This is a genomic window from Vibrio sp. 2CM40D, assembly GCF_023161825.1.
Taxonomy (GTDB): Bacteria; Pseudomonadota; Gammaproteobacteria; order Enterobacterales; family Vibrionaceae; genus Vibrio; species Vibrio alginolyticus.
Genome location: NZ_JALNTL010000001.1, coordinates 610841 through 624115 on the forward strand (window position 1 = coordinate 610841; position 13275 = coordinate 624115).

Consider the following 13275-nt stretch of genomic DNA (forward strand, 5'->3'; position numbering starts at 1 on the left):
AATGCATTTCACACCCACTTTAGAGTCCGCCACTCTACTCAAACGTTATAAACGCTTTCTTGCCGATATCGAGCTCGATACTGGTGAAATCCGTACAATCCACTGCGCAAATACAGGTGCAATGACGGGTTGTGCAACGCCCGGAAACAAGGTTTGGTTTTCTACTTCCGACAACCCGAAACGAAAATACCCCAATAGTTGGGAGTTGAGTGAGACCGAACAAGGCCACCGTATTTGTATCAACACCGCGCGTGCCAATCAATTAGCCGTAGAGGCTATTGAAAATAATGTCATTTCAGAGCTTTGTGGTTATGACACACTTCAAACTGAGGTGAAATACGGCAATGAAAATAGCCGAATTGATATCTTGCTCAGCGCAGACGACAAGCCAAAGTGCTATATAGAAGTGAAAAGCGTCACTCTTCTTGATGAGACCGACTCTACTGGACAAGGATACTTCCCAGATGCGGTCACGACTCGGGGACAAAAACACCTGAGAGAGCTCACAGAAATGGCACAAAATGGAAGTAGAGCCATACTTTTATTCACTGTTTTACATTCAGGTATTGAAAAAGTATCCGCGGCGCACCATATAGACGCGAAATATTCACTATTACTCAAACAAGCACAAGACGCTGGAGTGGAAGTTCTCTGCTACAAAGCTGAACTGAGCGATACTGGAATGAAGCTGATTTCCGCTATTGATTTTATCAATTAAGAGAAAAAATGATGTCGTCTTCACATTGACGATAACTTTGCGATTCAGTATTTGCTTGCACCGCCTCTTTTTGCTATAGATACCCGCCTTAAATTGACTGCGTAGCAGTTGACTAGGTGTAAGTAGGAGATGCTGTATGCCAGAATCAAAGAAGAAAACGATAGGCATCCTAGCCATTGCCGGCGTGGAGCCATATCAGGAAAAACCTGGTGAAGAGTACATGTCACCAGAGCAGGTTGAACACTTTACGAAAATCTTAACAGCTTGGCGCGACCAGCTAAGAGCTGAAGTGGATCGTACTGTTCACCACATGCAGGACGAAGCAGCAAACTTCCCAGATCCAGTTGACCGCGCCTCTCAAGAGGAAGAGTTCAGCCTAGAACTGCGTAACCGTGACCGCGAACGCCGTTTGATCAAGAAGATTGAAAAGACTTTGGATAAAATCAAAGAAGACGATTTTGGCTTCTGTGAGTCTTGTGGCGTAGAGATTGGCGTTCGCCGTCTTGAAGCACGTCCAACCGCTGACCTTTGTATTGACTGTAAAACACTTGCAGAAATCAAAGAGAAGCAAATGCAAGGTTAATCACCCAGCATTATGATTGTTGAAGGGAGCTCAGGCTCCCTTTTTGTTTTGGCTATCTTCGCACCCTATTTGTTTACTAAATTCGAGATACACGCATGACACGCTATGTAGGTCGATTCGCCCCATCTCCTTCTGGTCCACTGCATTTTGGTTCACTGATTGCCGCTCTTGGCAGTTATTTTCAAGCGAAAGCACAAAACGGAGCTTGGTTAGTACGTATTGAGGACTTAGACCCACCAAGAGAAATGCCAGGTGCAGCGCAACTTATCCTAGAGGCACTCAAGGCCTATCAGCTGCATTGGGATGGAGAAGTGGTATACCAGAGCGAACGTCACGACCTTTACCAAGCTCAAATAAACAAATGGCTCGAAAATGGAGAAGCCTATTATTGCCAATGTACTCGTAAGCAAATTAAAGAGCATGGCGGTTTTTATCCTGGCACTTGCCGCGATAAAAACTTGAAAGACGGCGCGATTCGCCTAAAAATGACCAAGCCTGTCGCTCATTTCCTCGACCAAAAGCGGGGAACCATTACTATTCCAGAGCAACTCGTTAATGAAGATTTCATTATTAAACGTCGAGATGGATTATTTGCTTATAATCTTGCGGTAGTATTGGACGACATCGACCAAGGCGTCACAGAAGTCGTGCGAGGTGCAGACTTAATCGAGCCGACAGGGCGTCAAATTAGCCTGTACCAAATACTTGGTCAGCCTGAAGTTAGCTACTTGCATTTACCATTGGCGATGGACAACAACGGCAATAAATTGTCGAAACAAAATCACGCGACGGCTATTGATATAGATACACCAAAACCTACTCTATTGCGCGCCATGACATTTTTAGGTTTCGAGATACCTGAAACCGTAAGGGCGGCCAACATAGAAGATATTCTTCGTTGGGGCTGCGAAAACTGGCGGTTGGAACAGCTTCCAGCAGAGATCGAGATCACACCGTGATTCTCAAATGGCATTGTGTAGGCTATCATTAGCCGCAAATTAGGCCCTAGAGGCGTATAAAACTAACCAAAGCAAGATTGGATTAAACCCAGTTATTGCCAGATGCACATGAATACAAACGACTATACACCAAGCGAACCTGCCACAATTCCAGAGCTCGCTCTCAATGTAATAACTCGTGAAGAGCACAACATTTCGCGTAAGCAGATCAGTGATAATGCGCTGAAGGTACTGTACCGCCTAAATGGTGCTGGTTTCGATGCTTTTCTTGTGGGTGGCGGGGTTCGAGACTTACTGCTTGGACAAAAACCAAAAGATTTTGACATTGCGACCAACGCAACGCCGGAACAGATCAAACAGCTATTTCGTAACTGCCGTTTGATTGGTCGCCGCTTCCGCTTGGCTCATATTATGTTTGGCCGAGACATCATTGAGGTTGCGACATTCCGTGGTCACCACCAAGAGCAAAAGAATAAGAGCATTTCTCAGCAATCAAAAGAGGGTATGCTGCTGCGTGACAACGTCTACGGCACCATCGATGAAGATGCTGAGCGCCGTGATTTTACGATTAACTCGATGTACTACAACATCGCAGATTACTCGATTCACGACTACGCACGTGGTATTGAAGATTTAGAAGATCGCCTAATTCGACTTATTGGTGATCCAGAAACACGCTACCGTGAAGACCCTGTGCGCATGCTGCGTGCGGTTCGTTTTGCGGTAAAACTAGACTTTGATATTGAAGAAGACACCGCAGCGCCAATCGAACACATGGCACCGTTGCTCGGTGACATTCCGTCAGCGCGTCTTTTTGAAGAGTCACTCAAATTATTGCAATCCGGTCATGGCTTAGAAACCTACCACCTACTGCGTGAGTACAACCTATTCCAGCAACTGTTCCCGACGATTGCAGCGCACTTTACAGAAGATTACTCCTCTCACACTGAGCAGATGTTGGATCTTGTCCTAGATTCTACCGACATGCGCATCGAAGATGGGAAACGCATCAATCCAGCATTTATGTTTGCTGCAATGCTGTGGTACCCACTGTGTGCGAAAGCCGATGAACTGATGGAAGAGCGCAACTTAGGCCATTACGACGCCATTATGGAAGCGAGCAACATCATTCTTGACGAGCAAGTTCGCACAATTGCCATTCCAAGACGCCACACCGCAACCATTCGCGAGATTTGGCAGTTACAGCTTCGTCTTCCACGACGTAACGGTAAACGTGCATTCCGTCTTATGGAGCTCAATAAATTTAGAGCTGGCTTTGATTTTCTTGAAATGCGCGGTGAAATTGAAGGTGGTGACACTCAGAAGCTTGCCAAGTGGTGGGAAACTTTTCAAAATGCAGGCCGAGAAATGCGTCAAGCAATGGCTGCCGACTTAGACGGTCAATCACCGAAAACAGGCCAGCGCCGCCGTAAAACTTATCGCAAGAAAAAGAGTAAGCCCAAATCATGATTACAGCGTACATTGCGGTAGGCAGTAACTTGGCGGATCCTGTCAGCCAAGCGAAGCAAGCGATTGAAGCATTAAAAACGCTGCCTAAATCAGAGTTTGTTCAAGCTTCTTCGCTATACAGCAGCACGCCAATGGGGCCACAAAACCAACCGGATTACATCAATGCGGTTGTGTCTATTAACACCAGTTTGACGCCTATTGAATTGCTCAATTGCACACAAGCTATAGAGCAAGAACAAGGGCGTGTCCGTAAAGACGAACGCTGGGGACCAAGAACCTTGGACCTCGACATTGTGCTTTATGGCAATGAGGTGATTAATTCCGAGAGGCTGATCGTTCCTCATTATGGAATGAAAGAGCGTGAATTCGTACTCTACCCTCTTGCGGAAATTGCACCAAGTTTACAACTCCCTGATGGGACCGAGGTCTCTGAACTACTGGAACAAGTAGATAGAAACGGCCTCAGTATCTGGCAGTCATAGCCAACTCCTAGTAAGGATAAAACCATGAAAAAAATGACCATCAACGACCTAATCAAGTGGAAGCAAGAAGGTCGTAAATTTGCTACTTCAACCGCTTATGATGCGAGCTTTGCCCAACTGTTTGAAAGCCAAGAAATGCCAGTACTTCTTGTTGGTGATTCTCTAGGTATGGTTTTGCAAGGTCACAACGATACTCTGCCAGTAACGGTCGATGATATCGCTTACCATACTCGTTGCGTACGTGCTGGTAGCCCAAATTGTTTGTTGATGGCAGACATGCCATTCATGAGCTACACCACGCCAGAGCAAGCTTGCGAAAATGCGGCTAAACTGATGCGTGCTGGTGCCAATATGGTAAAAATTGAAGGTGGTGACTGGCTTGTCGACACGGTGAAAATGCTCACTGAACGATCAGTTCCAGTTTGTGCTCATCTTGGTTTAACTCCTCAAGCTGTTAATATTTTTGGTGGTTACAAAATCCAAGGTCGCGATCAAGAAAAAGCAGACCGCATGGTAAAAGACGCATTAGCGCTGCAAGAAGCAGGCGCTCAAATCGTCTTACTAGAATGCGTACCAGCTGAGCTTGCTGAACGTATTACGCAAGTGCTTGACGTTCCTGTTATCGGTATTGGTGCAGGTAACGTAACAGATGGTCAAATTCTCGTAATGCATGATATGTTTGGTATTTCTGCCAACTACATGCCGAAATTCTCCAAAAACTTTCTTGCTGAAACAGGTGATATGCGCAAAGCCGTTACTAAATACATTGAAGATGTAGCCAACGGTGTATTCCCAGACGACGCTCATACCATTGCCTAGAGGATAAATGCATGCAAACTTTTGCGGAAATCTCAGCAGTTCGTGAACACCTTAAAACCTTTAAACGTGAAGGTCGTAAAGTGGCGTTTGTCCCTACCATGGGCAACCTTCACGAAGGCCACTTAACTTTAGTGCGTAAAGCACGCGAATACGCTGATATCGTTGTCGTAAGCATCTTTGTTAATCCGATGCAGTTTGATCGTGCTGACGATTTAAATAATTACCCACGCACGCTAGAGGAAGACTTAAGCAAGTTAACCTCTGAAGGGGTCGATGTGGTATTTACGCCAACACCAGAAGTTATCTACCCAGAAGGTCTGGATAAGCAAACCTTCGTCGATGTCCCTGGCCTATCAACAATTCTCGAAGGCGCGTCTCGACCAGGTCATTTCCGTGGCGTGACGACGATTGTGAATAAGCTGTTTAACATCGTACAACCGGATGTCGCGTGCTTCGGCGAGAAGGACTTCCAACAACTTGCTGTTATCCGCAAGATGGTTGATGACCTAGCAATGGACATTGAAATCATCGGTGTACCAACCGTACGTGAAATGGACGGTTTAGCAATGAGTTCACGCAATGGCTTGCTTACGCTGGACGAGCGTCAACGTGCGCCTGTACTTGCTCGTACAATGCGTTGGATCAGTAGTGCCATTCGCGGTGGCCGCGATGACTACGCATCGATCATCGAAGATGCAAGCGACCAACTTCGAGCTGCAGGTCTGCACCCTGATGAGATCTTCATTCGTGATGCTCGTACATTACAAGTGATCACACCAGAAACGACACAAGCTGTTATTCTGATGTCTGCGTTCCTAGGCAAAGCTCGTCTTATCGATAACCAAACGGTAGATATGGTTGTCGAAACGAAGGAAGAAGCTGAATCTAACAATACAAACTCAGAGAACGCAGAGTAAGCTCTGAGCCATAAAAGTAAAAAGGTCGACTCTTAGTCGACCTTTTTTATACTCTACGTATAGACGCAATCTAACCCTTCAGGGCGAGTTTTAAACCGCTTGTGCAGCCACATCCACGCTGGAATATCACGTTTTATCATTTTCTCAAGCTCTTGGTTCAAGATGCTTGCCGCTTTAACCGCATTACGTCTCTCGAAACGCTCGCTAATGTCTTTTCCAATGTACAGCGTGTAATGGTGATTTTTACTCACTGTAACGCCAGATATAACCGCGCACTTTGTTGCATCAATGAGAACACTAGACCCGACGGTACTCGCCGCTTGTTCAACAGCAAAAAACGGCGCAAAAACAGAATGGCTAACGCCATAATCATGGTCGGGCAAATACCAAAGTCGATGACCATTCTTCAGAACTTTGAGCATTGATTTCACGTCTTTTCGATCAATCATTTGATGTCCAAAACGAGTTCGACCTCGATGTTGAATAAACTCATAAGCAGGATTCGAATTTGGGCGATAAACGCCATAACCTTGGGCAAACTGGCTAAAAATACGAGCGGTTATCTCCAAGTTTAAATGGTGACTGCACACCACCAACACACCACGTCCATTCTTTTCCTCAGCGAGTAAACGATCTTTTCCAACAATAGAGGTTATCCGACGTATCCGCCAATCTGGCCAAAACCAAGCGATACCGGTTTCGATGATCGCCATTCCAGTATATTGAAAGTTTTTTCGTACTACGTCCTTACATTGCCAATCCGTAAAATCAGGGAAACACAGCTGGAGATTACGCAGAGCGATCTTGTGTCGGCGCTTCATTACATGCATCGCAATACAGCCGATGCTTCTACCTAAGATTCGCAATACTACGTATGGCAGTACATTAACAAGAATCGCTAAAGATCCAAATGCCAGCCATACAGACCAATATTTGGGCTTAAGTAACTGATAGGAGAAAGGCGGCGGCGGGACAATATTCATAGGATCACTCATTTATTACAAATGATTGAAACCTACCATGATAAAAACCGAAAAATTGTATGGGTATGTATTGTTATGCACGCGAAAGAGCAGCGTGAATCGCCGCTCTTTGCTTTATGAGAATGGCTTAGCTTCTTAGCCCAATCCCTTTGGTTACTAGATAATGCGCAATGGCATACAGTGCAACAACAAACACTGCAAGTACACTAAATGAAGTGACAATGCCCACATCCGAGACACCTAAAAAGCCGTAGCGGAACGCATTCACCATGTAGACGATTGGGTTGATCTTAGAAACGCCTTGCCAAAATTCAGGCAGCAGACTGATCGAATAAAAGACTCCTCCCAAGTAAGTTAAAGGAGTCAATACAAACGTAGGGATGATCGAAATATCATCAAACGTTTTTGCGTAAACCGCATTGATCAAGCCACCGAGAGCAAATACAACCGACGTCATGAAGACAGTCGCGACAATAATGCCCCAGTGCTCCACTTGCAAATCAACGAACAAAAGTGACACACAAGTAACAATTGCACCGACCAACAAACCTCGAGTCACGCCGCCCATCACATAGCCAGCAATAATCACATAGTTTGGTACCGGTGCCACCAGCAGTTCTTCAATATTCTTCTGTAGCTTTGCACTAAAGAATGACGACGCCACGTTCGAGTATGAGTTAGTGATCACCGACATCATGATCAAACCTGGAACAATGTACTCCATGTAACTAAAGCCGCTCATCTCACCAATTCGAGAGCCAATAAGATTGCCGAAAATGATGAAGTACAACGTCATCGTAATGGCTGGCGGCACTAAGGTTTGCACCCAAATACGTGTAAAACGAGTGACTTCTTTGCTCAGCAAGCTGCGAAATGCCGTCCAATATAAACCGTACATTTAATTACTCCCCTCTCTTACAATGCTGACAAACAACTCTTCAAGTCGGTTGGCTTTGTTACGCATTGAGAGAACTTTAATGCCATGCTCTGTTAACTGACTGAATACCGAATTCAATCCTTGGCTCTTATCTAGTTCTATCTCTAAAGAGCCATCAACAATACTTTGTCGATTAACACCTTCAAGCTCAGGCACCTCGACTTCTGACTCAATATCCAAGATAAATGTCTCGACGCTTAGCTTACCTAGTAACGCCTTCATGGTGGTATTTTCAATCAGCTCACCACGATTAATAATGCCGATATTTCGACACAGCATCTCCGCTTCTTCTAGGTAGTGTGTCGTTAAAATAATCGTAATTCCTTGCTCTTGGTTGATCTCTTTCAGAAACCCCCACATTGAGCGGCGTAGTTCAATATCCACTCCAGCCGTTGGTTCATCTAAAATGAGTAATTGCGGCTCGTGCATCAAAGCTCTTGCGATCATTAAACGACGCTTCATCCCACCGGATAGGTTACGAGCACGCTCTTGGCGTTTTTCCCATAAATCCAATTTTTTCAGGTATTTTTCTGCTCTTTCTTTGGCTAATACTTTAGACACACCGTAATAGCCAGCTTGCTGCATCACAATTTGCTCAACGGTTTCAAACTGGTTGAAGTTGAACTCCTGTGGCACCAAGCCTAAATTCTGCTTGGCCAATTCGAGGTCGGTATCAATGTCATAACCGAAAACTTTCGTCGTTCCGGAGGTTTTATTCACTAAGGAGGAAATGATGCCAATCGTGGTCGATTTTCCTGCACCATTGGGACCCAGAAGCGCGTAGAAGTCACCCTTTTTCACTTGGAGACTTATACCTTTTAACGCCTCAAAGCCACCTGCATACGTCTTGCGCAGTTGTTCAATTTCTAATGCGTACATAAGGTCTTGATTGCCGTTTGTTTGTGATTACTAATACCGACTCATATTTAGCAGCGGTTTACTACAAAATCGCCTTGGGTATCGTATTGGAGGTCCATCAGTTTATCGTTGAATAACGATGATTACAAATAAACCTTTCGATAATATTGGAAATATAACCCTTACCTCGTAAAGGTTATCTCTGAGTAAGACAAAATAGAGCATAAAAAAACGCAACAGGACACTGTTGCGTTTTTAACTGTCAGAATGATTACGCCGTTATGCGCTGATACTGGTCTGCCTCAACATGTGCCACCGCCGCATTCAATGCTTCGTAACGGAATTGGTACATATTTTCATCAGGCACAAGGTCAATCACATGGAATTTCTCTAGCTGTTCTCGTGTTCGCTCATTCGGGCATAATAAATACACGGCACAATTGGCATCGAGAGCATCCTTAATCGCATTCTCTAACGCCAAACCGACGGTTACATCAATCATTGGTACATCCGTAAGATCGAGAATCATCACGTCATAGTCCGAAATACTAGAGTGCTGACGTGAAATGGCTTTAGAAACACTAAAGATCATCGGACCGGAAAGATAAAAGAACAGCACTTTACCATTAGCACGATCCAACAAACCACGCTCGCTGTCAGTCAGCGGCACATCATCTTCATCCGCGTCGCTGATCGCTTTTACTTGTCGCGCCTGCTCTCGGCTCAAACGCTCGATGATGATAATGTTCGAGATAAAGACGCCTAAACCCACCGCAACGATAAGATCAACGAATACTGTAAGCAACATAACGCCATACATCACCGCCATTCCGGAAAAGCTTACCTTATGTGCCCTCTGAATAAAGCTCCAGTCTAGGATGTTAAAGCCAACATACACCGCAATGCCAGCTAACACAGCCATCGGGATTGGCTCTGTTAATCCGCCAGCAACCAGTACAACCAACGCCAACATTAGTGCACGAATCACACCAGATAATGGCGAACGAGCCCCAACTTGGATATTCGTTACCGTCCCCATGGTAGCCCCCGCCCCCGGCAGCGCACCAAACAAGCCTGAGATCATGTTAGCTAACCCTTGACCTCGCAGCTCTTTATCTGAGTCGTGTTCTTTACGAGTTAATGAGTCACCGATAACCGCCGTTAACAAAGTATCAATACAACCTAATGTGCCGAGCACTAATGCATCAATGACCATCTCGACAAACATATCTGTGTCAATATAAGGGGCGACGAGAGAAGGTAACCCAGCAGGAATTTCACCGATACGACGAATATCTTCTGTATCAAAGAGAATCACAGACAATAAAGTCACCGCGACCAATGCCACGAGCTGTGCAGGAACGTATTTACGATATTGCTTAGGGAAGAAAAAAAGAATCCCCAAAGTCAGTAGTCCCAAAAACAACTCACTGAACTTAAGGTTAGAAATGGTCTCCGGCAAAGCAGATAACGTTCCGAGTACTCCCCCTGAAGGCGCAGCATGCCCCATCAAAGGCGATAACTGCAGAATGATAAGAATCACACCAATGCCAGACATAAACCCGGAAATAACGCTATAAGGCATTAAGGTAACGTATTTACCCAGTTTTAACGTCCCCAATAGGATTTGGAACGCGCCAGCCATCATGACAACCGTGAAAGTCATAGCCATGCCCGTTTCTGGGTATTTCGCCATCATACTGGTTAATACTGCGGTCATGATTACCGTCATTGGCCCTGTCGGTTCTGATATTAACGTATTAGAACCACCAAATAACGAGGCAAACAAACCGACCATTATTGCTCCCCAAAGGCCGGCCTCAGCACCGGCTCCGGATGCAACACCAAACGCTAACGCCAGAGGGAGAGAGATAATCGCCGTGGTTACCCCGCCAAATACATCCCCTTTGAAATTGATATCTTCAAAACGACTACCGAACACTGCTGATTTTCCCTGCATTCAATTTTAAAAAGTAAAATATCACTACTTTAACGAGCTAGGCGAAAATTTAAACCATAAATAGATTAAGGCTAAATTCACACCACAAATAGTTTCACCAGATTTTACTTTTTTCTTAATGAAAACTAGTCAGATGAGTCCTATCTGACGAATATTTAACGAGCTCGAAATTGTAACATTGTGTATAGTTACAACACTGATCGCTTGCATGTGCACACAAACAGCGGCAGCGATTTTGTCTTTTAAGGGAAGTAGTTTGCAAAATGCCGGAAATAAAACAGTTATTTGAAAACAATTCGAAATGGTCTCAAGAGATCAAATCTGATCGACCTGAATACTTCGCAAAACTCGCTGAGGGGCAAAAGCCTGATTTTCTTTGGATTGGCTGCTCTGATAGCCGCGTCCCTGCCGAGCGACTAACCGGACTATACTCAGGTGAACTCTTTGTTCATCGGAATGTTGCAAACCAAGTTATCCATACTGATCTCAACTGTCTATCCGTCGTCCAGTACGCCGTAGACGTTCTTAAGGTTAAACACATCATTGTCTGTGGACACTATGGATGTGGTGGCGTAAATGCAGCCATTGATAACCCTAAGCTAGGTCTTATTAATAATTGGCTGTTACATATCAGAGATATCTATTTCAAACACCGCACTTACCTAGATCAAATGCCGCAACAAGATCGAGCGGATAAACTAGGCGAGCTTAATGTTGCAGAGCAAGTGTACAACTTGGGTAACTCAACCATCCTGCAAAACGCTTGGGAGCGTGGACAAGATGTTGAAATTCATGGTGTGGTATACGGAATTGAAGATGGTCGCTTAGAGTACTTAGGCATTCGTTCTAACTCTAAGGAAACCGTAGAAGCGTCTTACCAGAAAGCTCTTTCGACGATTCTAAATACAGATAACAAGCTGCTTTGTCGCTAAGTCATATCTAAAAGTTGAACAAAAAACGCCCATCTTAGATGGGCGTTTTTTTTATATTTTTAATGCTGCTCTCAATGATTATTCTTGAGGTACAACTTTACCGATGTATGGTAAGTGGCGGTATTTCTGCGCGTAATCAATACCCACCCCAACGACAAATTCATCTGGAATTTCGAAACCAATCCAATCCACAGGAACATTCACTTCACGACGAGATGGCTTATCTAGGAGCGTACAAATAGCGATAGACTTCGGCTCACGTAGCGAAAGAATCTCACGGATTTTATTTAGTGTGTTACCAGTGTCAATGATGTCTTCAACAAGCAGAATGTCTTTACCTTTGATGTCATCATCCAAATCTTTCAAGATACGAACGTCACGTGAGCTTTCCATCGTATTGCCGTAGCTTGACGCAGTCATAAAATCAACTTGGTGAGTCAGTTCGATAGCACGTGCCAAGTCTGCCATAAATACAAATGAGCCACGCAATAAGCCTACCAACACAAGATCTTCACTACCTTGATAACGCTCTGTAATTTGTTTGCCTAATTCACGAACTCGCTCCTGAACTTCTTGCTCAGAAATCATGACTTCTATTGTATGTTTCATACTGTGCTCAATCTAAATTTGTGGGTTGAGGTAAGTCGCACGCAAACGATCACCTAATCTTACGGCGTGTAGTGTATCACCACGTTCATTGGGTTGAAAGTCGCATCCTGTTGCCAAAAAATCTTGGAAGAAGGTCTTAGTTTTATAAAGTTCATAGCTAAATTTATCAATAATAATGACATTACTGTATATAAATTGTTCTACAGATGTTGACCTTGTGCATATGCACCATTACACTCATCACTGCTTTAAGCAACTATTAAAATAATCAATTAGGGGGTTACCCCCAATATCAACTCAAATGGCAAGGAAAATGGATATGGACTCAATTGCAAAGAGACCTAGAACTAGGCTTTCTCCAATTAAGCGTAAGCAACAGTTAATGGAAATCGCATTGGAAGTATTTGCGCGCCGCGGCATCGGTCGTGGTGGTCACGCAGATATCGCAGAAATTGCTCAAGTTTCTGTAGCGACTGTTTTTAACTACTTCCCTACACGCGAAGACTTGGTGGATGAAGTTCTCAATCACGTCGTACGTCAGTTCTCAAACTTCCTATCGGATAACATAGACCTAGACTTACATGCACGTGAAAACATCGCCAATATTACTAATGCGATGATCGAGCTTGTCAGCCAAGATTGTCACTGGCTAAAAGTATGGTTCGAGTGGAGTGCTTCAACACGTGACGAAGTATGGCCATTGTTTGTTTCAACTAACCGTACTAACCAGTTGCTGGTACAAAACATGTTCATTAAAGCAATTGAACGTGGCGAAGTGTGTGACCAGCACGATTCAGAACACTTGGCAAACCTGTTCCACGGTATTTGTTACTCACTGTTTGTCCAAGCGAACCGCGCTAAAGGTGAAGCGGAGCTGAAACATCTAGTGAATTCATACTTAGATATGCTTTGCATTTACAACCGTGAACACTAAAGCTTAGCTCGTAATATATGTCAGCCCACCGTTTGGTGGGCTTTTTATTGTCTGCTGTCAGCTAAGCACACATTTATATTTCTATATAACAAGCATAAAAAAACCGCTGCAATG

The 13275-nt window shown here is 44.4% G+C and carries 14 protein-coding genes; 9 read left to right on the forward strand and 5 right to left on the reverse strand.

What is annotated here, in order from left to right; translation table 11 throughout:
• The first annotated feature begins 1 nt into the window (after position 1).
• The 7 genes from sfsA to panC all read left to right on the forward strand — a co-directional run bounded on the left by sfsA (position 2) and on the right by panC (position 5948).
• Entirely contained in the window at positions 2-718 is a 717-nt protein-coding gene (gene sfsA, locus MTF70_RS02785; protein WP_158174151.1) for a DNA/RNA nuclease SfsA, read from the forward strand.
• A gap of 136 nt (positions 719-854) precedes the next feature.
• Positions 855-1301 (forward strand): RNA polymerase-binding protein DksA, encoded by a 447-nt coding sequence (dksA, locus tag MTF70_RS02790; RefSeq protein ID WP_005386584.1) that lies wholly within the window; start codon positions 855-857, stop codon positions 1299-1301.
• Between the two features lie 95 nt (positions 1302-1396).
• Positions 1397-2260, forward strand: coding sequence for a tRNA glutamyl-Q(34) synthetase GluQRS (gluQRS, locus tag MTF70_RS02795; protein ID WP_005386586.1), 864 nt, complete (start codon positions 1397-1399; stop codon positions 2258-2260).
• Between the two features lie 102 nt (positions 2261-2362).
• The gene (gene pcnB, locus MTF70_RS02800) at positions 2363-3730 is read left to right on the forward strand and encodes a polynucleotide adenylyltransferase PcnB (RefSeq protein ID WP_005386589.1); all 1368 of its coding nucleotides are present in this window, start codon (positions 2363-2365) and stop codon (positions 3728-3730) included.
• Positions 3727-4212 carry a 2-amino-4-hydroxy-6-hydroxymethyldihydropteridine diphosphokinase gene (gene folK, locus MTF70_RS02805; RefSeq protein WP_017635910.1) on the forward strand — a complete coding sequence of 162 codons (486 nt, stop codon included), beginning with the start codon at positions 3727-3729 and terminating at the stop codon, positions 4210-4212. Before pcnB ends, folK begins: the two co-directional genes overlap by 4 nt.
• 24 nt (positions 4213-4236) lie before the next feature.
• A complete protein-coding gene (panB, locus tag MTF70_RS02810; protein WP_005386592.1) occupies positions 4237-5031 on the forward strand; it encodes a 3-methyl-2-oxobutanoate hydroxymethyltransferase in 795 nt (264 codons plus the stop codon).
• 11 nt (positions 5032-5042) lie between these two features.
• Positions 5043-5948, forward strand: a complete 906-nt coding sequence (panC, locus tag MTF70_RS02815) for a pantoate--beta-alanine ligase (RefSeq protein WP_065274834.1) — start codon at positions 5043-5045, stop codon at positions 5946-5948.
• Between the two features lie 53 nt (positions 5949-6001).
• Here the strand turns inward: panC and MTF70_RS02820 are convergent, their stop codons facing one another.
• The 4 genes from MTF70_RS02820 to MTF70_RS02835 all read right to left on the reverse strand — a co-directional run bounded on the left by MTF70_RS02820 (position 6002) and on the right by MTF70_RS02835 (position 10668).
• The gene (locus MTF70_RS02820) at positions 6002-6931 is read right to left on the reverse strand and encodes a Kdo(2)-lipid IV(A) acyltransferase (protein ID WP_053304122.1); all 930 of its coding nucleotides are present in this window, start codon (positions 6929-6931) and stop codon (positions 6002-6004) included.
• A 127-nt stretch (positions 6932-7058) separates the two neighbouring features.
• A complete protein-coding gene (locus tag MTF70_RS02825; RefSeq protein ID WP_005386598.1) occupies positions 7059-7829 on the reverse strand; it encodes an ABC transporter permease in 771 nt (256 codons plus the stop codon).
• A complete protein-coding gene (locus MTF70_RS02830) occupies positions 7830-8747 on the reverse strand; it encodes an ABC transporter ATP-binding protein (RefSeq protein WP_005380000.1) in 918 nt (305 codons plus the stop codon).
• A 250-nt stretch (positions 8748-8997) separates the two neighbouring features.
• Complete coding sequence (locus MTF70_RS02835; protein WP_005379997.1) at positions 8998-10668, reverse strand: SulP family inorganic anion transporter; 1671 nt, start codon at positions 10666-10668, stop codon at positions 8998-9000.
• A gap of 281 nt (positions 10669-10949) precedes the next feature.
• Between MTF70_RS02835 and can the strand changes: the two genes are divergently transcribed.
• On the forward strand, positions 10950-11618 hold the full coding sequence (gene can, locus MTF70_RS02840; RefSeq protein WP_005379996.1) for a carbonate dehydratase: 669 nt from the start codon (positions 10950-10952) through the stop codon (positions 11616-11618).
• Between the two features lie 78 nt (positions 11619-11696).
• Here the strand turns inward: can and hpt are convergent, their stop codons facing one another.
• Positions 11697-12227, reverse strand: a complete 531-nt coding sequence (hpt, locus tag MTF70_RS02845; RefSeq protein ID WP_005379995.1) for a hypoxanthine phosphoribosyltransferase — start codon at positions 12225-12227, stop codon at positions 11697-11699.
• A gap of 319 nt (positions 12228-12546) precedes the next feature.
• Here hpt and opaR point away from each other — a divergent pair, with 319 nt between their 5' ends.
• The gene (gene opaR / locus MTF70_RS02850) at positions 12547-13161 is read left to right on the forward strand and encodes a transcriptional regulator OpaR (protein ID WP_005379994.1); all 615 of its coding nucleotides are present in this window, start codon (positions 12547-12549) and stop codon (positions 13159-13161) included.
• The last annotated feature ends 114 nt before the right edge of the window (positions 13162-13275 follow it).